The 20,177-nt window shown below is 62.9% G+C and carries 19 protein-coding genes; 13 read left to right on the forward strand and 6 right to left on the reverse strand.

The features are described from left to right. Positions 1-41: 41 nt before the first annotated feature. On the reverse strand, positions 42-1,334 hold the full coding sequence (locus tag B2790_RS08590; protein ID WP_025340272.1) for a virulence factor family protein: 1,293 nt from the start codon (positions 1,332-1,334) through the stop codon (positions 42-44). Next, positions 1,334-3,976, reverse strand: coding sequence for a bifunctional lysylphosphatidylglycerol flippase/synthetase MprF (gene mprF / locus B2790_RS08595; RefSeq protein ID WP_286918633.1), 2,643 nt, complete (start codon positions 3,974-3,976; stop codon positions 1,334-1,336). Before mprF ends, B2790_RS08590 begins: the two co-directional genes overlap by 1 nt. 706 nt (positions 3,977-4,682) lie before the next feature. On the opposite strand from mprF, the gene dinB reads away from it, so the two are divergent. Continuing rightward, positions 4,683-5,741 (forward strand): DNA polymerase IV, encoded by a 1,059-nt coding sequence (gene dinB, locus B2790_RS08600; RefSeq protein WP_286918685.1) that lies wholly within the window; start codon positions 4,683-4,685, stop codon positions 5,739-5,741. A gap of 168 nt (positions 5,742-5,909) precedes the next feature. Here the strand turns inward: dinB and B2790_RS08605 are convergent, their stop codons facing one another. From B2790_RS08605 to B2790_RS08615, 3 genes are all read right to left on the reverse strand, one after another. Continuing rightward, complete coding sequence (locus B2790_RS08605) at positions 5,910-6,863, reverse strand: hypothetical protein (RefSeq protein WP_084785247.1); 954 nt, start codon at positions 6,861-6,863, stop codon at positions 5,910-5,912. Positions 6,864-6,883: 20 nt separating this feature from the next. Then, the gene (locus B2790_RS08610) at positions 6,884-8,599 is read right to left on the reverse strand and encodes a proline--tRNA ligase (RefSeq protein ID WP_286918634.1); all 1,716 of its coding nucleotides are present in this window, start codon (positions 8,597-8,599) and stop codon (positions 6,884-6,886) included. A gap of 160 nt (positions 8,600-8,759) precedes the next feature. Then, on the reverse strand, positions 8,760-10,025 hold the full coding sequence (locus B2790_RS08615) for an OprD family porin (protein ID WP_075046061.1): 1,266 nt from the start codon (positions 10,023-10,025) through the stop codon (positions 8,760-8,762). Between the two features lie 692 nt (positions 10,026-10,717). Between B2790_RS08615 and B2790_RS08620 the strand changes: the two genes are divergently transcribed. Next, complete coding sequence (locus B2790_RS08620) at positions 10,718-11,137, forward strand: HIT family protein (protein WP_025340267.1); 420 nt, start codon at positions 10,718-10,720, stop codon at positions 11,135-11,137. 1 nt (position 11,138) lies between these two features. Continuing rightward, the gene (locus tag B2790_RS08625) at positions 11,139-11,345 is read left to right on the forward strand and encodes a SlyX family protein (protein WP_025340266.1); all 207 of its coding nucleotides are present in this window, start codon (positions 11,139-11,141) and stop codon (positions 11,343-11,345) included. 63 nt (positions 11,346-11,408) lie between these two features. On the opposite strand, the gene B2790_RS08630 is transcribed toward B2790_RS08625, so the two are convergent. Continuing rightward, positions 11,409-12,002, reverse strand: coding sequence for a cold-shock protein (locus B2790_RS08630; protein WP_286918635.1), 594 nt, complete (start codon positions 12,000-12,002; stop codon positions 11,409-11,411). A gap of 279 nt (positions 12,003-12,281) precedes the next feature. Here B2790_RS08630 and B2790_RS08635 point away from each other — a divergent pair, with 279 nt between their 5' ends. From B2790_RS08635 to tolQ, 10 genes are all read left to right on the forward strand, one after another. Further along, positions 12,282-12,755, forward strand: a complete 474-nt coding sequence (locus B2790_RS08635; RefSeq protein WP_025340264.1) for a Dps family protein — start codon at positions 12,282-12,284, stop codon at positions 12,753-12,755. 273 nt (positions 12,756-13,028) lie between these two features. Beyond that, a complete protein-coding gene (locus tag B2790_RS08640) occupies positions 13,029-13,358 on the forward strand; it encodes a ribbon-helix-helix domain-containing protein (protein ID WP_024087590.1) in 330 nt (109 codons plus the stop codon). Between the two features lie 92 nt (positions 13,359-13,450). Further along, on the forward strand, positions 13,451-13,672 hold the full coding sequence (locus B2790_RS08645) for an FmdB family zinc ribbon protein (RefSeq protein ID WP_003254776.1): 222 nt from the start codon (positions 13,451-13,453) through the stop codon (positions 13,670-13,672). Positions 13,673-13,767: 95 nt separating this feature from the next. Continuing rightward, positions 13,768-15,543 carry an aspartate--tRNA ligase gene (gene aspS, locus B2790_RS08650; RefSeq protein ID WP_025340263.1) on the forward strand — a complete coding sequence of 592 codons (1,776 nt, stop codon included), beginning with the start codon at positions 13,768-13,770 and terminating at the stop codon, positions 15,541-15,543. Positions 15,544-15,657: 114 nt separating this feature from the next. Further along, on the forward strand, positions 15,658-16,404 hold the full coding sequence (locus B2790_RS08655; protein WP_013973810.1) for a YebC/PmpR family DNA-binding transcriptional regulator: 747 nt from the start codon (positions 15,658-15,660) through the stop codon (positions 16,402-16,404). 193 nt (positions 16,405-16,597) lie between these two features. Then, complete coding sequence (gene ruvC, locus B2790_RS08660; RefSeq protein WP_004375291.1) at positions 16,598-17,122, forward strand: crossover junction endodeoxyribonuclease RuvC; 525 nt, start codon at positions 16,598-16,600, stop codon at positions 17,120-17,122. 109 nt (positions 17,123-17,231) lie between these two features. Next, the gene (ruvA, locus tag B2790_RS08665; protein ID WP_015271473.1) at positions 17,232-17,849 is read left to right on the forward strand and encodes a Holliday junction branch migration protein RuvA; all 618 of its coding nucleotides are present in this window, start codon (positions 17,232-17,234) and stop codon (positions 17,847-17,849) included. Then, complete coding sequence (ruvB, locus tag B2790_RS08670; RefSeq protein ID WP_004375289.1) at positions 17,846-18,892, forward strand: Holliday junction branch migration DNA helicase RuvB; 1,047 nt, start codon at positions 17,846-17,848, stop codon at positions 18,890-18,892. The genes ruvA and ruvB overlap by 4 nt, the downstream gene beginning before the upstream one ends. Before the next feature lie 125 nt (positions 18,893-19,017). Continuing rightward, positions 19,018-19,470: a tol-pal system-associated acyl-CoA thioesterase gene (gene ybgC / locus B2790_RS08675; RefSeq protein WP_015271472.1), complete on the forward strand. Its 453-nt coding sequence runs from the start codon at positions 19,018-19,020 to the stop codon at positions 19,468-19,470. Between the two features lie 2 nt (positions 19,471-19,472). Next, complete coding sequence (tolQ, locus tag B2790_RS08680; protein ID WP_015271471.1) at positions 19,473-20,168, forward strand: protein TolQ; 696 nt, start codon at positions 19,473-19,475, stop codon at positions 20,166-20,168. Positions 20,169-20,177 lie beyond the last annotated feature (9 nt).

Here is a 20,177-nt window from a genome sequence, read left to right on the forward strand (position 1 = left end):
TGTGGGAGCGGGTTTACCCGCGAATGGGCCGCAAGGTCTTATCAGTTCTGCTCAGCCACGCTGGACTTGCCCTGGCGCGTCTCGATCTCGCCGATCAAGCGCTTGGCCAGTGCCGGGTAGTTTTCGTCGAAGTGGTGGCCCCCCGGCAGTTTCAGGCGTTCACCCACCGCAGTCTTGTCGGTGCAACCGCTCTCGTCGGTTTCTTCCACACCATACACGCACACCACCTTGGAGGCCGGCAGCCTGGCCATTTCCGGCCCGGTTGGCGCTTCCTGGCCTTCCTTGCCCAGCCAGCCCTCGACTTCGATCTCGAAACTGCCGCTGCGGGCAAAGGCCAGCAGCATCACCGCGTCGATACGCTGCTGGTCCTCGGCCGGCAGGCGGTTGTATATCGCCGGCAGCACGTCGGCACCGAACGAATAACCGGTCAGCACGAAGCGCTTGGTGCCCCATTTCTGCCGGTAGTGCTGCATCAGCTCGGACAGGTCGGCGGCGCTTTGTTCCGGGGTCTTGTGCTGCCAGTAGTAGCGCAGCGTATCGATGCCGACCACCGGGTAGCCAAGCTTGGCCATTTCCCCGGCCACGTCGCGGTCCAGGTCCCGCCAGCCGCCATCACCGGAAAGGAACAGGGTGACCGTGTCGGTGGTCTGCCCGGCTGGCACCTCGACCACCGGGATGGCCAGGGCGTTGCCGTCGTGGCCGACCAGGGCCTGGGTCAGCTGGGCCTTGAGCACTTGTGGCAGGTGAATGTCGTAGTCGCTGATACTGGTTTCGGCATTGGCCTGGTCGCGCACGAAGGCGGCGCTGGCGTCATCCGGGTTGTCGTTCCAGGCGACGTTCCAGTGGCCGTGGGCGGCCGACTTCGGCAGCGCTGCCTGGCAGCCGGGCTGTTCCAGGCTGAAGTCCACGGAAATCGCCCGTGCCTTGTCGTTGTTCTGGCTGGCCAGCCAGCGCCACGCCTGAGAGGCGCCAGGGCCGATACCGGCGACCAGGGTCGGTTTCTCCGGCAGCTGGCCCATGGCCTGGTCCAAGGCCTGTTGCTGCTTGCTGCAGTCATTGGGCGGCAGGATCACCTGCACCAGTTGCGCTTCGCCGGCCTGGGCCAGATCCAGCAGCTGCCTGTCGGTCAGCGCCTGGTCCTGGGGTACACCGATGGCCACTCGGGCCTTGGGGTGCACGCCTGGGGTCACACGGGTGATGCGGGTGTCATTGATGCTCAGTTGTTCCAGGCGTGCCTCGGGGGCAGGGCGCGTCCATAGCCAGAACGCCAGCGCCCCTCCCAGGGCGGCCAACAGCAGGGGAACCAGCAGGTACAGCCAAAAGCGTCGGGTCATCAACGTTTCACCAATCCAGTCAGGCCGCCTGCGATCAGGGCGGCGGTGTCGGCCAGTGCCACCAGCGGGTCGAGCCCGGCCGGCACGGCCATGTAGCGGGGTTCCCAGTCCGGTTGGAACTTGTCCTTGAAGCGTCGAAGCCCCTGGAAGTTGTACAGCTGCTCGCCACGGCGGAACACCATCGAGCCCAGGCGCTGGGTCAAGGGCGCGCCACGCCGCGGCTGCAGGCCGGAAAGCGGCACCATGCCCAGGCTGAAGCGGGCGTAGTCATGGCTTTTGTAGTGCAAGATCAGGCCGATCATCATGAATTCCATGGTCAGCTTCGGGGCCTCGGGGTGCGCACGCATCAGGTCGAGGCTGGCCAGTTCGTTGCCATGGGTTTCCAGCAGGTTGGCGAAAGCCACCGGGCGGCCCTGGAAGCGGATCAGGGCAATGCGAAAATGCTGCAGGTATTCAGGGCTGAAGCGCCCCAGCGAGAAGCCTTTCTCGCGCACGTTCTTGCCGCCAAGCCAGGCGTCGGATATTTCCTTCAGCTCTGCCAGCGGGGCATGCCCGGGTTCGTGGATTTCCAGGCTCAAACCGTCACGGCCGCCGCGGTTCCAGGTGTAGCGCAGGTCCTTCATCTCCTTGCCCTTGGCTTCGAGGTCGAAGCGGCGCAAGTCGACCCGGGCTTCTTCGCCCAGCTTCAGCGCGGTCAGGCCGATGTCCATGTAGAACGGCAGGTTCTCGGCGCGCACCTGATAGAACACCGGGCGGGCATGGTGCAGGTCGCACAGGTCGCGGAATTGCCAGATCATCTCGGCGCGCTCCTGGGCCGGGCCGATCGGGTCGTACAGCGCCACCAGGCTGCGGCCGCGACGGGCGTACATGAGGAAGGCGTTGTCGCGAGGGTGGAACAGCAGCGCCTTGTCACCGGTCAGGGCCAGGCCGCCATCGGGCTGGTCGGAGGCCAGCAGAATGCGGTTGGCACGCAGCAACTCCTCCTCGTCAGGCAGGTGAATCACCGGTGGTGCAGTGCGCAGCAGCCAGGTCAGGGCCACGGCCGCCAGCAGCACTGCGCTGCCCATGGCGGCGCGCAGGCCACGCGGGGCATCGGCATCGAGGGTGAACTGCCACCACAGCTGATGGCTGTAGGGCACATCCTGGTAGGCGAACAGCAACAACCACACCGATGCGCCTACCACACAGGCGCTGGCCACCAGAAACACCGGCGAGAATGGCAACTCGAGCAAACGGCTGGGGCGGTAGAAGGAACGGCGGAACAAGGCGAGCAGGGCGGCAGTGAGGGTCAGCAGGCAGGCCTCTTCCCAATCGAAGCCCTTGAGCAGTGACAGCAGGGCGCCGACCAGCAACAGCACGGTGGTCAGCAGCCAGGCGGCGGACAGGCGCCGGCGCAGGCCCTGGGCCAGCAGCAGGCACAGCACGCCGATCAGGCTGGCGCCGAAGTGCGAGGCGTCGATCAGGCGGTGCGGTACCAGGAAACCCATGTGCTCCAGGCGGGTGTCGATCTCGGGCGTGGCCCCGGAGAACAGCAGCACCACCCCGGACAGGAACACCAGGATCGACAGGATCGGCGCGGCCAGCCCGGAAGCGGCCTTGATAGCCTGTTGCGCGAACAGCAGGCGCCGGGCCTCGTTGGCCAGCAGCAGCACGCAGGCCAGCAGCAGCGGCAGCACCACGTAGATCAGCCGATACAGCAGCAGGGCCGCTGCCAGCGGCGCGGCGCCGAGTTGGTCGGCAAAAGCCGCCAGCAGGATCGCTTCGAATACCCCGACGCCGCCCGGTACGTGGCTGAGCACACCTGCGGCCAAGGCCAGCAGGTACACCAGGACAAAGGCACCGAACGGCGGTGCTTCGGGCAGCAGCAGATACAGCACGGTGGCGGCAGCGGCGACATCCAGTGCGGTGATCAGCAATTGCAGGGCTGCCAGGCGTGCGCCAGGCAGGCGCAGCGTGCGGCGGCCCAGTTGTACCAGCAGGCTGTTGGCCAGTGGTTGCTCAGCCAGGCGCCGGCGGTACAAGCCGAACACCAGCACGCTGCATACCAGCAGCACGGCTATTGCGACACCCGCCAGCAAGCCAGGCGCCAAACCCAGTGCGGCAGACGCCGCCGGCAGGTCGCTCAAGGTCGCCAAGGCGGCCAGGGGCGGCAGCGCGCAGCCCAGTGACAGGCTGGCAAAAACGGTCATCCGTGCAACTTCACCTGCGCCAACCCCCTGGCGTGCATACAGGCGGTAGCGCACCGAACCGCCCGAAAGCATCGACAGGCCGATGGCGTTGCCGATGGCAAAGGCGCTGAAGCCGCCCAGCACCAGGCTGCTCGCCGGCAGCTTCACGCCGGCATAGCGGCTGGCAGACCACTCGTAGCCCAGCAGGACAACGAAACCGAGCACAGTAGCCAGCAAGGCGCCAAGTAACGACTGGGTCGGCACGCTGAGCATGGCATCGTGCAAGGCATAGATGTCCAATTCGCTCAACAGGTGGCGGCAGGCGACCAAGGCCATGGTGAACAACACCAGGGTCACTACCAGGCCGATGGGCTGGCGGTAGCGGCTCAAGCGTTCGAGCAAGGGCAGGCGTTGCACCGCGCCGGGTAGCGCCGAGGCAAGCGGCACCGGGGGTTCGGGATTGTGCGAAGTCATGGATTGCCCCGGGCTTGCAGCGCGAGGTGAGGGAGAGGTGTGGCCAAGTGAAAGTCCCTTAGGAAAACGTATCCAATGTTACTCCGGCCTCAAGCGTTTTCAGCCGCCTGGCAGGGTTAAAGATAGTTCATGCTGGGAGCGACCTTTCAAGCCTGCGGGTTGGCTGGAGGGCGGGAAAATGGGGGGCAACGAAAATCAGGAGGGGAAAAGCAACAAACCCCGCGCTGCTGTTACACAGGCGGGGTTTGTTCTGACGAATATGGTTGCGGGAGCCGGATTTGANNTACCAGGCTGCTCCATCCCGCGTCAGTGGGGCGCATTCTACAGTTTCCAGAATGGGTGTCAAGCGCTACTCATTGATTTTTTTGAAATTTCTTTCAACGCATTATTTGACGCAAAAGAAAAAGGCCACTGTGTGAACAGTGGCCTTTTCTCGAATCTGGTTGCGGGAGCCGGATTTGANNTACCAGGCTGCTCCATCCCGCGCCTGTGAGATCGAATTCTACGGATTTACCCATGGGTGTCAAGCTTTTTTCTGAAAAAACCTTTCCTGTTCAAACTCTTAGCGTTTGAATATGGCGCGCAGCTCAGGCGCGACGGGGCTTTCAGGCCGATTATCGACCAATGCCGCGCACAGGCTGCATGCCCCGAAGGCACATGCGATACTATCTGTATGAATTTACAGTGCTGACGGTCATCCATGTCCTTGCGCAAGATCATCCACGTCGACTGCGATTGCTTTTATGCCGCGATCGAAATGCGTGACGACCCGCGCCTGGCCGGGCGGCCCATGGCGGTGGGTGGGTCGGCCGACCACCGTGGGGTGATCGCCACCTGCAACTATGAAGCGCGTGCCTACGGCGTGCGTTCGGCCATGTCGTCGCGGCACGCCCTGAAGCTGTGCCCGGACCTGCTGATCGTCAAGCCTCGCTTCGAGGCCTACCGTGAGGCCTCGCGGGAAATCCACACGATCTTCCGCGACTACACCGAGTTGATCGAGCCACTGTCGCTGGACGAGGCCTACCTGGATGTGAGCGACAGCCAGTGGTATTCGGGCAGCGCCACGCGCATTGCCGAGGATATCCGCCGGCGCATCGCCCGCACCCTGCATATCACTGTCTCGGCCGGTGTGGCGCCGAACAAGTTCCTTGCCAAGATCGCCAGTGACTGGCGCAAGCCCAATGGCCTGTTCGTGATTACCCCGGGCGAAGTGGAGGCATTCGTCGCCGCCCTGCCGGTGGCCAGGCTGCACGGGGTGGGCAAGGTAACGGCAGACAAGCTGGCGCGGTTGGGTATCGAAACCTGCCTGGAATTGCGCGAATGGTCGCGCCTGGCGCTGGTGCGCGAGTTCGGCAGCTTTGGCGAGCGTTTGTGGGGGCTGGCGCGGGGTATCGATGAACGTGCGGTGCACAATGACAGTCGCCGGCAGTCGGTCAGCGTGGAAAACACCTACGACACCGATCTGCCGGACCTGGCCAGTTGCCTGGCACGGCTGCCCGAGCTGCTGGAAAGCCTGAACGAGCGTATCGCCCGCATGGACAGCAGTTACCGGCCGGAAAAACCCTTCGTCAAGGTCAAGTTCCATGACTTCAGCCAGACCACCATGGAGCAGGCGGGGGCGGGCAGGGACCTGGAGAGTTATCGACAATTGCTGGGGCAGGCGTTTGCCCGTGGTGGCAAGCCGGTGCGCTTGCTGGGGGTAGGCGTGAGGTTGCGCGACTTGCGCGGGGCGCATGAGCAGCTGGAGCTGTTCCCGCCTCAATAAATGGCCTGGGCCTGGCTGCACGGCCCCCTGTGGGAGCGGCCTTGTGTCGCGAAAGGGCCGCGCAGCGGCCCCAGGATTTCAGCAGTGATGCATCAATTGTCGGGGCTGCTCTGCAGCCCTTTCGCGACACAAGGCCGCTCCCACAGGGGGGATGCGTTGCCGCAGCAGTTACTGCGCGCCCGGGTCGGCCACCAACCGGCCAGTGGCCTTGGTCAGCGACTGCAGAAACTCCTGCTGCAACTCCGGGTCGTTGCGGGTCAGTTCGATCAGGCTCTGTTCCATTTCACTGGCTTCCTCTTCCAGGCCCAGTTCGGACAAGCGCTTGACCCGGTGTACCCATTGGCCGACATCGTCATCTTCGAGGTCATCGAAGATCAGTTCATGGGCTTCGAGCAGCTTGTTGCGCAGGGTTGCGCTGACCAGCAGGCTGGCATCGCCACGTACCGCGTTGTCCTCGTCCAGCACCTGCAGGTGCAGGGTGCCGATGTGGTTGAGGTTCTGCTCGGAGAACGGGCTGTCGAGCAGGTTCAGGCGCAGCACGCCGTTCCTGTCGGTGGTCAGCTCGTGGGTCATCTTGCCGGCCTTGACCTCGACCAGGCGCTCGCTCCAGGGCACGCTGGTAGATTCCTCGCGCTTGCCTTTCTGCACTTCGCTGATCCTGGCCAGGTTCTGCTGGGCACGGCCGTTGGACGGCACGTTCATGAACGGGTTGAGCCCGTCCACGCCATAGCTGAGCCAGTCGTGGGTGATGCTGTCCGGCAGGTTGCCCAGGGCGAAGACATTGACCACGTTGGCACCCACGCCTGCCACCACGGCCACCGCACCCAGCGGGATCTCGTAGATTTCCCGCCAAGGTTGGTAAGGCGTATAGCGGTCATAGCTGCGGGTGACTTCGAATTCGGTGACTTCGAAGCGCTTCTGCTCATGCACGCGCACACGTCGTTGCGGAAGCTCCATCACCTTCGGCTCGCCGACATCGATCTGCAGGGTGTGCTCGAGCAGTTTGCGCTCGACGCGCTCCTCATGGTCGCTGCGCTGGGACATCTGGTTGGCGCAGCCGCTGACGAGCAGGGCGCCGCACAGTGCGGCGCCCCCCAGGGGAAAGGTACTTCGCTTGAACATGATCACTCGTGCATTGGTTATCAGCGGCGAACGCGGGCCTGCAGGAAGGTCAGCACTTCATTGAGCGGCAACGACTGGGCGTCCTGCTCGGTGCGGTGCTTGTACTCCAGGTTGCCTTCGGCCAGGCCGCGATCGCTGACGACGATGCGGTGCGGGATGCCGATCAGCTCCATGTCGGCAAACTTGATGCCTGGGCTGGTCTTCTTGTCACGGTCGTCCAGCAGCACTTCGTAGCCGGCAGCAGTCAGCTCGGCGTACAGCTTGTCGGTCGCCTCGCGAACTACCTCGGTTTCGTAGCGCAGCGGTACCAGGGCGATCTGGAACGGGGCCAGGGCGTCGTTCCAGATGATGCCCTTGTCGTCGTAGCTCTGCTCGATGGCAGCTGCCACCACGCGGGACACACCGATACCGTAGCAGCCCATGGACAGGGTTACCGGCTTGCCGTTCTCGCCCAGTACCTGGCACTTCAGCGCCTCGCTGTACTTGGTGCCGAGCTGGAAGATGTGGCCCACTTCGATGCCGCGCTTGATCACCAGGGTACCCTGGCCGTCCGGGCTCGGGTCGCCTTCGACCACGTTACGCAGGTCGGCGACCTGTGGAACCGGCAGGTCGCGCTCCCAGTTCACGCCGAAGTAGTGCTTGTCGTCGAGGTTGGCGCCAATGCCGAAGTCGCTCATCAGGGCAACCGAGCGGTCGATAACGATTTCCAGCGGCAGGTTCAGCGGGCCGAGCGAGCCGGCGCCGGCACCGATGGCCTCGCGCAGTTCGGCGTCGGTGGCCATGACCAGCGGGTCGGCAACCTGTTCCAGCTTGGCCGCCTTGATTTCGTTGAGCTCATGGTCGCCACGCACGATCAGTGCTACCAGCTTGCCTTCTTCGGCACCGCGCACGATCAGGGTCTTGACGGTCTTTTCGATCGGCAGGCCGAAGTTTTCCACCAGCTGGGCGATGGTCTTGGCGTTTGGCGTGTCGACCAGGCGCAGCTCCTCGGTAGGGGCCGGGCGCACGGTTTCACGCGGGATGGCCTCGGCCTTCTCGATGTTGGCGGCGTAGTCGGAGCTGTCGCTGAAGATCACGTCGTCTTCGCCGGACTCGGCCAGTACGTGGAATTCGTGCGAGTAGCTGCCGCCGATAGAGCCGGTGTCGGCCTGCACTGGGCGGAAGTCCAGGCCCAGGCGGGTGAACACGTTGCTGTACGCCTGGTGCATGCGGTCGTAGGTTTCCTGCAGGGAAGCCTGGTCGGCATGGAATGAGTAGGCGTCCTTCATGATGAACTCGCGGCCGCGCATCAGGCCGAAGCGCGGGCGGATCTCGTCACGGAACTTGGTCTGGATCTGGTACATGTTGAGCGGCAGCTGTTTATAGCTGGACAGCTCGTTGCGGGCCAGGTCGGTGATCACTTCTTCGTGGGTCGGGCCGACGCAGAAGTCGCGCTGGTGGCGGTCCTTCAGGCGCAGCAGTTCGGGGCCGTACTGTTCCCAGCGGCCGGATTCCTGCCACAGTTCGGCGGGCTGGATGCTGGGCATCAGCACTTCCAGGGCGCCGGCGGCGTTCATTTCCTCACGCACCACGGCCTCGACCTTGCGCATCACCCGCAAGCCCATCGGCAGCCAGGTGTACAGGCCGGAGGCCAGTTTGCGGATCATGCCGGCACGCAGCATGAGCTGATGGCTGATGACCACTGCGTCGGCAGGGGTTTCTTTCTGGGTGGCGAGCAAATATTGACTGGTGCGCATGGTGAGCCGTGTCGATTGCCTAAGACATTGAAATGACCCCGCATTGTACGGGGGCGAAACGAAGGCGTACAGGATGCCCCAGGGCGTGACGCTTGTCAGCCAAGAAAAAGCCCGGCGTGATCGCCGGGCTTTTTCAGGTGCGGGGCACTGCAAGCCAGGCTTACAGGATGCTCAGCGGGTACTCCACGATCAGGCGCAGTTCGTCGATCGATGGGGAATCGTAGTAAACGCCATCGGAAGAGCGGTAGGTGGCCTGACGTACGCGGAAGCTCAGGTCTTTCGCCGGGCCGCTCTGCAGTACGTACTTGATATCGACATCGCGTTCCCATTCCTTGCCGTTGCTGGTGCCGGCGACGTTGGCGTCGGTACCGCGTACATAACGGGTCATGAAGGTCAGGCCCGGGATGCCGTATTCGGCGAAGTTCAGGTCGTAGCGAGCCTGCCAGGATTTCTCGTCTTCGGCGTTGAAGTCGGAACGGGCCACGGAGTTGGCCAGGAAGATGGTGCCGCCACCGTCGATGCCATAGCCATAGTCGCCGTCGCCGGTGACTTTCTGGTAGGCCAGGGTGAAGGTGTGAGCGCCGATGTTGTAGGCGCCCGACAGGCTGAACGCGCGGTTGTCCAGCTTGTCGCCATCGAATGCGAGGTAATCGGCCGAGCCTTCGCTCTTGGTGTCATAAATGTTGAAGTCGAACACCAGGCCTTGTTTGTCCGAGATCGGCAGTGCCCAGTTGACGTTGGCGTAGTACTTGCGCCAGTAGTCTTCAACCTTCGAGTAGTACAGGCTGGTGCTGAGGTTGTCGGTGAAGGCGTAGGTACCACCGACCACGTTGGCTTCCTTCAGGCCGAAGCTGTCGCGGTTGGTCTGCTCCTGGGCGGTCAGGCTGGTGAAGTGACCAGCATGCAGGGTCAGGCCCTCGATCTCGTTGCTGGTGATCAGGGTGCCCTGAGCGATTTCTGGCAGCAGGCGGCTGTCGTCAGTGGCGAAGACCGGCAGAGCGGTGAACTGGTCACCCACTTTCAGCACGGTGTCGGAGATGCGGAACTTGACCGCGCCGCCGCCCTTGGAATATTCATCCTGCGCACGACCGTCGGAGTCGTTCGGGAACAGGCCGGTATTGACGCGGCCCCTGCCGCTGTCCAGTTTCAGGCCGAGCATGCCGATGGCATCCACACCCACACCCACGGTGCCCTGGGTGAAGCCGGACTCGAAGGTGCCGAGGAAGCCCAGGCCGGTTTCTTCGCGACGGCTCTGGCCGCCTTCGTTGTTACGGAAGTCACGGCTGAAGTACAGCATGCGGGTCTTGACGTTCAGCTTGCTGTCTTCGATGAAACCTTTGGACTCGTCCTGGGAAGAGGCCAATGCCAACTGCGAGGTCCCTGCCGCAACGGCCAGGGCGATCATGCTCCACTTCATCACGCGCATCGTGATTTGCTCCTTTGGTTTTTAGGAAGAGTACCGCTGCGTCCAAGTGTTTTAGTTATATGGGGCAGCTCTTTCTTGTTATGTCGGCGAAAATGTATAGCACGCTGACTGTTGTTGGCGATATGGGTATAAACATCCTTTTCGGAACTTTTTCACCATGTCGCTTTTAAGTATTTCCATGTCGCAAATCACGCCCCGGTTTAAGGGCCGTACAACACCAGCGCTGTTTCTTTCACCGTAACGAACCTGTAACTACCGATTCCGGTTGGGGAAACTCCCTGGTAACCAATGCCGCTGTTGTTATTTGTCGCGTACACCTGTCGATGCAGATGTCGTGCCGACTTGGCGTGAAAGGAATGCAACAAGCGTGCTCAAAATTCGCAACGCTTCATGAAATTTTCACAAAACCTGCTACCGGGGGTCGGAAAGTGCCGTAAACACGGGGCGGGAGCCGCCTGGCGGGGTGTCACAGTCAAGAATCATTAAAATTTGAAAAGCTGTCATGAAAGTCAATGTGTTACCGCAACTTGTTCATGCAGCGTCACCTTTGGGGTGGCAAGTGTGGTGCGAGGTGTACGGGCGGCCTCATTTTGGTGCGAAAAGTAGCGCTGTGTTACCGGGAACGTGCAGGGTATCCTTGCAGGCCTGTTTTCCGCGTGACGCGGGTTGGTTCTGCCTGAAGGAGATTTGCCGTGTTCGTCCTCGATTCGCGTTTGCAGCAGGATTCGCTGGTGCTGGGGGAGTTTGCGCTGTGCCAGTTGCTGCTGAGCAAGGATGCCAACTATCCATGGTTCATCCTGGTGCCCAAGCGCGCCGGTATCAGCGAACTGTTCGAGCTCGATGCTGCGGAGCAGCAGCAGTTGTGGCAGGAAACCACCAGCTTGGCCGAAGCGCTGAAAGCCAGCTACAGCGCCGACAAGATGAACGTGGCCACCCTGGGCAATGTGGTCAGCCAGTTGCACATGCACGTGATCGTGCGCCAGCGCGACGACGCCGCCTGGCCGGCACCGGTGTGGGGCAAGTGCCCGGCGGTGGCCTACACCGACGACCAGGTGCAAGCCATTCGCCAGCGCCTGCGCGGGCTGCAGCTCGCCGGTTACCAGGAGGCCTGACATGTCGCTTGAATCGCGAGTGGTCGAACTGGAAACACGCCAGGCGTTCCAGGATGACACCATCCAGGCGCTGAATGACGTGGTGGTCGAGCAGGGGCGGGTGATCGAGCGGCTACAGTTGCAGATGGCCGAGCTGATCAAGCGTTACGAAGAGATGGTTGGCCAGTACGGCAGCGAAGGGGACGAGGCGCCACCGCCTCATTATTGATACCTGAACCCCTGCAGGAGCGGGCATGCCTGCTCCTGCAGGGGGTGGTTTCTGCAAGTTGGATCAGCGGCGGGTTACCGCAACCACATCCTCGGCCTGCAGGCCCTTGTCGCGGTGCATCACGGAAAACTCCACGCGCTGGCCTTCCACCAGGATGCGGTGGCCTTCGCCGCGAATGGCGCGAAAGTGCACGAAGATATCATCGCCCGAGTCGCGGGAGATGAAGCCGAAGCCTTTGGACGTGTTGAACCACTTCACGGTACCGGTATCACGATTGCCGGCATCCTGCGCCGCGTGCTGGTTGGCGCGTGCCTTGCGCGGGCTGCGGGCAAAGCCCACGGCCAGGTGCACGGCCACGGCCAGCGCAGCGCAGACCAGTGCGACCAGGTTGCCCATTTCCGGGCGGGCCAGTAGTGTCAGGGTCTGCAGCACCACGGCCACCACCAGCAGGGCACAGGCCAGGTGCTGCAACTGCTGCCGCGCGCCGCGGTAGTACAGTGGCACGACCGGGGCCAGCACCAGGTTGAGCAGGCCGAGCAGGGCAAGGTAGACCGCGTCGGGTTGTTGCAGGAAGGGTGTCGCATCGGTTTTCAGGCTGGGTATGAGCGATAGCAGCAAGGCTGCCACGCCCGTCACCAGATGGACGATCTTGAACATGGGGTTGGCTCACAGTTGATAAGGCCGATCACAGGAAGAGCTGGCAGCACGGTGCGCATGAGGTGTAGAGCGCGAACACGTGGCAGGCCAGCCTATGCACCCGGCAATGACAATCCGCACGGGTGGCACCATGCCTATTTAACAGTAAAGCCGCAGGCTACTCAAACCGCAGGCCGCGACGGGCGATGTGTTGCGCCATGTCACATGCGGCGTGTACCAAGTGTTGCTACAGTGGTCGTCACCTGCTTGGGTCTCAAGCCTTATGGAAAGGGGAACTTCATGGCAATCGATATCGGTATCAGTGAAGAAGATCGCAAGTCCATCGTCGATGGGCTGTCCCGCCTGTTGTCGGATACCTACGTGCTGTATCTGAAAACCCATAACTTCCACTGGAACGTCACCGGTCCGTCGTTCCGCACCCTGCACCTGATGTTCGAAGAGCAGTACAACGAACTGGCGCTGGCGGTCGACTCGATCGCCGAGCGCATTCGCGCCCTGGGCTTTCCGGCGCCGGGGGCTTATGCATTCTATGCGCGGCACTCCTCGATCAAGGAGGAAGAAGGGGTGCCGCCTGCCGACGAGATGATCCGCCAGCTGGTCCAGGGCCAGGAAGCCGTGGTGCGTACCGCGCGCAGCATCTTCCCGGTGGTGGACAAGGTCAGTGACGAGCCGACCGCCGACCTGCTGACCCAGCGCATGCAGGTGCACGAGAAAACCGCCTGGATGCTGCGGGTGCTGCTCGACGGCAAGTAATTGACCAGGGCTGTCACATGGCAATTTGAATGCAGCTTTCTTGTTCAAAATCCGAAAGCTTGCACAAACCTTGTGGGAGCGGGCATGCCCGCGAACACCGGCAAGGCCGGTGCCATCCACCGCGTCGCCTGCTTCGCGGGCTCGCCCGCTCCCACAGGTTTTCCGTCACGCTTACCCATCGAGTGTTTGTGCGGGAAGATTTTGCCGCTGCTTTAAGCTCGTCCATCAGCGCTTCATAGGCCACCTGGTACCTGTGACGAGGAAGTGTGGCGCATGATGCAAGCAAGCAAACGTGTGGCTGGCCAGGGGCGTTGGCCGGGTAAACAGTGCATCGACCCGTTCAAGGCGGATTTCGACATGTTGCAGACCCAGCCGGTGTCACGCTCGGTGCGGCTCAACGGCTTTTCCACCTGCCTGCGGCTGGAGGCCGTCTACTGGGGCATCCTGGAGCGCATCGCCGCGGCCAATCGCTGCTCGGTCAGCGCGGTGCTGTCCTACGTCGACCGCGAGGTACACCTGCGCCAAGGTGGGGTGCGCAACTTCAGTGGGCTGATCAGGGTGATCTGCGTCGCCTGGCTGCTGGACCCGCCAAGTGTGCGCTGATCGCCTGGCGGGCTGCGCAGTGCTTGCTAACCATATATAATCCCGCTTTTTGCTGCCCCGGCAGCCAGCGTTGTGGTTGACGAGAGACACCCATGCCCCTTTATGACTATCAATGTGCATCCTGCGAGCACCGCATGGAAGTGCTGCAGAAGATCAGCGCCGCGCCGCTGACCGATTGCCCGGCCTGCCAGGCGCCGGCGCTGAAGAAGCTGCTGTCGGTGCCAGGCTTCCGCCTGAGCGGTAACGGTTGGTACGAAACCGACTTCAAGACCGGGGCGAAAAAGAATCTGGCAGGCGGCGACAAGGCCGACTGAGTTGAATGCTGTGACCGGGTCTTGCAGTATTAGCCCTCTCCGGGCGGCCAAGGCCTCCACCGAATACACGAATCACGAGAAGCGAAACCACCATCATGATGCGCAGCCATTATTGCGGCCAACTGAACGAGAGCCTGGACGGCCAGGAAGTCACCCTTTGCGGCTGGGTCCATCGTCGCCGCGACCACGGCGGGGTGATCTTCCTCGACATCCGTGACCGCGAAGGCATGGCCCAGGTCGTGTTCGACCCGGATCGCGCCGAAACCTTCGCCGCTGCCGACCGCGTGCGCAGCGAATACGTCGTGCAGATCACCGGCAAGGTCCGCAAGCGCCCTGAAGGTGCGGTGAATGCCAACATGGCTTCCGGCGCCATCGAGATCCTCGGCTACCAGCTGAACGTGCTCAACGAAGCGGAAACCCCGCCGTTCCCGCTGAACGAATACTCCGACGTCGGCGAGGAAACCCGCCTGCGCTACCGCTTCATCGACCTGCGTCGCCCGGAAATGGCCGACAAGCTGCGCCTGCGTTCGCGCATCACCAGCAGCATCCGTCGCTTCCTCGACGAGAACGGCTTCCTCGACGTCGAGACGCCGATCCTGACCCGTGCCACCCCGGAAGGCGCGCGTGACTACCTGGTGCCTAGCCGTACCCACGCCGGCAGCTTCTTCGCCCTGCCGCAGTCGCCGCAGCTGTTCAAGCAGCTGTTGATGGTCGCCGGCTTCGACCGCTACTACCAGATCGCCAAGTGCTTCCGTGACGAAGACCTGCGCGCCGACCGCCAGCCGGAATTCACCCAGATCGACATCGAGACCAGCTTCCTCGATGAAAGCGAGATCATGGGCCTGACCGAAAGCATGATCCGCAAGCTGTTCAAGGAAGTGCTGGATCTGGAATTCGGCGAATTCCCGCACATGACCTTCGAAGAGGCCATGCGCCGCTACGGTTCCGACAAGCCGGACCTGCGTATTCCGCTGGAACTGGTCGACGTTGCCGACCAGCTCAAGGATGTCGACTTCAAGGTGTTCGCCGGCCCGGCCAACGATCCGAAGTGCCGCGTTACCGCCCTGCGCCTGCCAGGCGGCGCCAGCATGCCGCGCAGCAAGATCGACGAGTACACCAAGTTCGTCGGCATCTACGGTGCCAAGGGCCTGGCCTACATCAAGGTCAACGAGCGCGCCAAGGGCGTCGAAGGCCTGCAGTCGCCGATCGTCAAGAACATCCCCGAGGCCAACCTCAACACCATCCTCGACCGCGTTGGCGCCGTTGACGGCGACATCGTGTTCTTCGGTGCCGACAAGTTCAAGGTGGTCAGCGAAGCCCTGGGCGCGCTGCGTATCCGCCTGGGTCACGACTTCGAGCTGCTGACCTGCGAGTGGGCACCGATGTGGGTGGTCGACTTCCCGATGTTCGAAGAGAACGAGGACGGCAGCTTCACCGCGCTGCACCACCCGTTCACCGCGCCGAAGTGCACCCCGGAAGAGCTCGAGGCCAACCCGGCCGTGGCCCTGTCCCGTGCCTACGACATGGTCCTGAACGGTACCGAACTGGGTGGTGGTTCGATCCGTATCCACCGTAAAGAGATGCAGCAGGCCGTGTTCCGCCTGCTGGGCATCGAGGCGGCAGAACAGGAAGAGAAGTTCGGCTTCCTGCTCGACGCCCTGAAGTTCGGTGCACCGCCTCACGGTGGCCTGGCCTTCGGCCTGGACCGCCTGGTCATGCTGATGACCGGCGCCCAGTCGATCCGTGAAGTGATCGCCTTCCCGAAAACCCAGAGCGCCGCGTGCGTCATGACCCAGGCCCCTGGCATGGTCGACGCCAAGGCCCTGCGCGAGCTGCACATCCGACTGCGCGAACAGACCAAGGTCGAGTAAGCAGTCCCCGGGCGCATCCACATGGATGCGCCTTTGCGTTTCGGCGCAGGCAATTTCCCGTCCCGCCCCGTACAGGGGCGGGGCTGTTTGTGATTCAAAGGATTCGGAGTCGTTATGGCTGGTCATTCCAAGTGGGCGAACATCAAGCACCGCAAAGAGCGCCAGGATGCCAAGAGAGGCAAGATCTTCACCAAGTGGATCCGCGAACTGACGGTCGCTGCCAAGCAGGGTGGTGCTGACCCGGCATCCAACCCGCGCCTGCGTTTGGCGCTGGACAAGGCCCTGGGCGCCAACATGAGCCGCGACATCATCGATCGTGCCGTGGCCCGTGGTGCCGGCACCAACGAAAGCGACAACGTCGAAGAGCTCAGCTACGAAGGTTACGGCCCGGGTGGCGTGGCGATCATGGTCGAGGCCATGACCGACAACCGCAACCGTACCGCCGCTGCCGTGCGTCATGCCTTCACCAAGTGTGGTGGCAACCTGGGTACCGACGGTTCGGTGGCCTACCTGTTCGAGCGCAAGGGGCAGATCAGCTTTGCCCCGGGCGTGGAAGAAGACGCGCTGATGGAAGCGGCGATGGAAGCCGATGCCGATGACGTGGTGGCCAACGACGACGGCTCGTTCGACGTGTTCACCTCGTTCAACAGCTTCTACGCCGTGCGCAATGCCCTGGAAGAGGCGGGCTTCAAGGCCGCTGACGCGGAAATCGTCATGCAGCCGACCACCAGCGCCGAACTCGACCAGGACGGTGCCGAGAAAGTACTCAAGCTGATCGACATGCTCGAAGACCTGGATGACGTGCAGAACGTCTACTCCAATGCCCAGATTTCCGATGAGATCATGGAAAACCTCGGCTAAGGTGTCCTGAGCATTCGGGCCAGGCAGGTAGCTTTATTGGGGCTGCTGTGCAGCCCATCGCCGGCAAGCCAGCTCCCACAGGTACAGTGCCACCCTCAAGTCTTGCACTGTACCTGTGGGAGCTGGCTTGCCGGCGATGGGCCGCGCAGCGGCCCCAATGGTGTTAAAACATGAGCTTTGTACGACGGGCACTATGACTCTGATTCTTGGTATCGACCCCGGCTCGCGCATCACCGGCTATGGCGTGGTACGCCAGACCGCCCGTGGTTGCGAGTACGTGGCGTCGGGCTGCATCCGCACCGGCAGCGGCGAGCTGCACGAGCGGTTGCAGATCGTTTTTCGTGGCGTGGGTGAAATCATCGCCCAGCACGGCCCGGTAACCATGGGCATCGAACGGGTGTTCATGGCCCGTAACGCCGACTCGGCGCTCAAGCTCGGCCAGGCCCGTGGCGCGGCCATCGTCGCCGCCGCCGAAGCCGGCCTGGAAATCGCCGAATACAGCGCCACCCAGGTCAAGCAGGCGGTAGCCGGTACCGGTGGGGCCAACAAGGAGCAGGTGATGATGATGGTCATGCACCTGCTGAAACTGACGCAAAAGCCGCAGATCGACGCCTCCGACGCCCTGGCCATCGCCCTGTGCCATGCCCATACCCGCTCCAGCCTGGTGCCGCATGGCCTGGCCACGGCAAGGCGACGCGGCGGGCGCTTGCGTCTGTAGGCGCTTCATGCGCTGATACACATTTTGTTCGGGTGATGCGTTCACCCGCTGCATTTGCTGATAGGGTTGAGCGGTCTTTGACCGGCTCCCCGAGAGGAAGGATCGGAACGTGATTGGACGTTTGCGCGGCACCCTGGCGGAAAAACAGCCGCCGCACCTGATTATCGACGTCAACGGCGTAGGTTACGAACTGGAAGTTCCCATGACCACGCTGTACCGTCTGCCCAAGGTGGGCGAACCCGTAACCGTGCACACCCACCTGGTGGTGCGCGAGGATGCTCACTTGCTCTACGGTTTTGCCGAAAAGCGCGAGCGCGAACTGTTCCGCGAACTCATCCGCCTGAATGGCGTAGGGCCGAAGCTGGCCCTGGCGCTGATGTCCGGGCTGGAAGTGGACGAGCTGGTGCGCTGCGTGCAGGCTCAGGACACCTCGGCCCTGGTGCGTGTGCCCGGTGTTGGCAAGAAAACCGCCGAACGCCTGCTGGTCGAGCTCAAGGACCGCTTCAAGGCTTGGGAAACGTCCCCGGCCATGTTCACCCTGGTCTCCGACGGGCCGCTGCCGGTCGCCAGCGCATCCACGGCCGAAGCCGATGCCGTCAGCGCCCTGGTTTCGCTGGGCTACAAGCCGCAGGAAGCCAGCAAGGCGATCGCCGCGATCAAGGACAAGGCCGGCCTGAGCAGTGAGGAGCTGATCCGCCGCAGCCTGAAAGGGATGATTACCAAGTGATCGAAGCCGACCGCCTGATCGCCGCCAGTGGCCGCGACCGTGAAGAAGTCCAGGACCGTGCGATCCGTCCGCTGCGGCTGGACGAGTACATCGGCCAGCCGGTGGTGCGCGAGCAGATGGCGCTGTTCATCCAGGCCGCCCGTGGCCGCAGCGAGTCGCTCGACCATACGCTGATCTTCGGCCCGCCCGGCCTGGGCAAGACCACCCTGGCCAACATCATCGCCCAGGAAATGGGCGTGTCGGTCAAGAGTACCTCGGGGCCCATCCTCGAGCGCCCGGGCGACCTCGCGGCCATGCTGACCAACCTCGAACCGCACGATGTGCTGTTCATCGACGAGATCCATCGGTTGTCACCGGTCGTCGAAGAGGTGCTGTACCCGGCGATGGAGGACTTCCAGCTCGACATCATGATCGGTGAAGGGCCAGCGGCGCGTTCGATCAAGCTCGACCTGCCGCCGTTCACCCTGGTCGGTGCCACCACCCGTGCCGGCATGCTCACCAACCCGCTGCGGGACCGTTTCGGTATCGTCCAGCGCCTGGAGTTCTACAGCGACAAGGACCTGGCCACCATCGTCAGCCGTTCGGCCGGCATCCTCGGCCTGGCCATCGAAGACCAGGGTGCCTACGAGATCGCCCGCCGCGCCCGTGGCACGCCACGTATCGCCAACCGCCTGCTGCGCCGCGTGCGCGACTACGCCGAAGTGCGCGGCAAGGGCCAGATCACCAAGGCTGTGGCCGACATGGCGCTCAACCTGCTGGACGTCGACGAGCGCGGTTTCGACCACTCCGACCGCCGCCTGCTGCTGACCATGATCGAGAAGTTCGACGGTGGCCCGGTCGGCGTGGACAACCTGGCCGCGGCCATCAGTGAAGAGCGTCACACCATCGAGGACGTGCTCGAGCCGTACCTGATCCAGCAAGGCTACATCATGCGCACGCCGCGCGGCCGCGTGGTCACCCGGCATGCCTACCTGCACTTTGGCTTGAACGTGCCCGGGCGCCTGGGGGAGGGTGGGGATTTTTCCGAAACGGGCGATGAGTGACAGATCGAAAACGGCTTTTCGTGGTCCTACCGCTGGCATGCCGAGGGTGCGCTGGCAATAAGACATTAATGAAGAAAAAACAGTTGCCACAGCGGATTGGCAAGCTGAGGAGTAAGCACTAGAGTATGCGCGCGCAAAATGGCCTGGAACCGTTCGCACACCGTTGTCGCGTCTATTACGAAGATACCGATGCCGGTGGCGTGGTGTATTACGTCAATTACCTGAAATTCATGGAGCGCGCGCGTACCGAGCGGCTGCGGCACCTGGGCTTTTCCCAGGCGCAGCTGGCCGAAGACAACCTGCTGTTCGTGGTCCACTCCAGCGAAGCGCGCTATCACGCGCCGGCGCGGCTGGACGACGAGCTGCGGGTCACCGCGCAAGTACTTGAACTCAATCGCGCCAGCCTGCGCTTCGTGCAGCAGGTCTGGCGGGAAAAGGATGAAACGCTGCTCTGCGAAGGGCAGTTCCTGGTGGCTGCCGTGCGCGCCGACACTTTCAAACCCCGAGCCATACCCCCGGAGCTGCGTGACGCCTTTGCGGCGGACGGCTCGGGTACTCAATCGAATGCAGGAGAATAAGCGTGGAAGCTAACGTCGTCGACCATACCTCCATGTGGAGTCTGGTCAGCAATGCCAGTGTGCTGGTACAGCTGGTAATGCTGACCCTGGTGGCCGCCTCGGTCACCTCTTGGGTCATGATCTTCCAGCGCAGCACCATGCTGCGCGCCGGTCGTCGTGCGCTGGATGCCTTCGAGGAGCGCTTCTGGTCGGGCATCGACCTTTCCAAGCTGTACCGCCAGGCAGGCAGCAACCCAGACCCGGATTCCGGTGTCGAGCAGGTCTTCCGTGCCGGCTTCAAGGAATTCTCGCGCCTGCGCCAGCAGCCGGGCGTTGACCCGGACGCGGTCATGGAGGGTGTTGCCCGTGCCATGCGCGTAGCCATCTCGCGCGAGGAAGAAAAACTCGAGCAAAGCCTGCCGTTCCTGGCCACCGTCGGTTCGACCAGCCCCTACATCGGCCTGTTCGGTACCGTATGGGGCATCATGAACTCCTTCCGCGGCCTGGCCAGCGCCCAGCAGGCCACCCTGGCCACGGTTGCCCCGGGTATTGCCGAAGCGCTGATCGCCACCGCCATCGGCCTGTTCGCGGCAATCCCGGCGGTTATCGCCTACAACCGCTTCTCGGCCCGCAGCGAAGTGCTGATCGGCCGTTACTACACCTTCGCCGACGAGTTCCAGGCGATCCTGCACCGCAAAGTGCACACCAGCGAAGAGTAATCAGGTAGA

Source organism: Pseudomonas sp. UBA6753 (assembly GCF_002453565.1).
GTDB lineage: Bacteria > Pseudomonadota > Gammaproteobacteria > Pseudomonadales > Pseudomonadaceae > Aquipseudomonas > Aquipseudomonas putida_Z.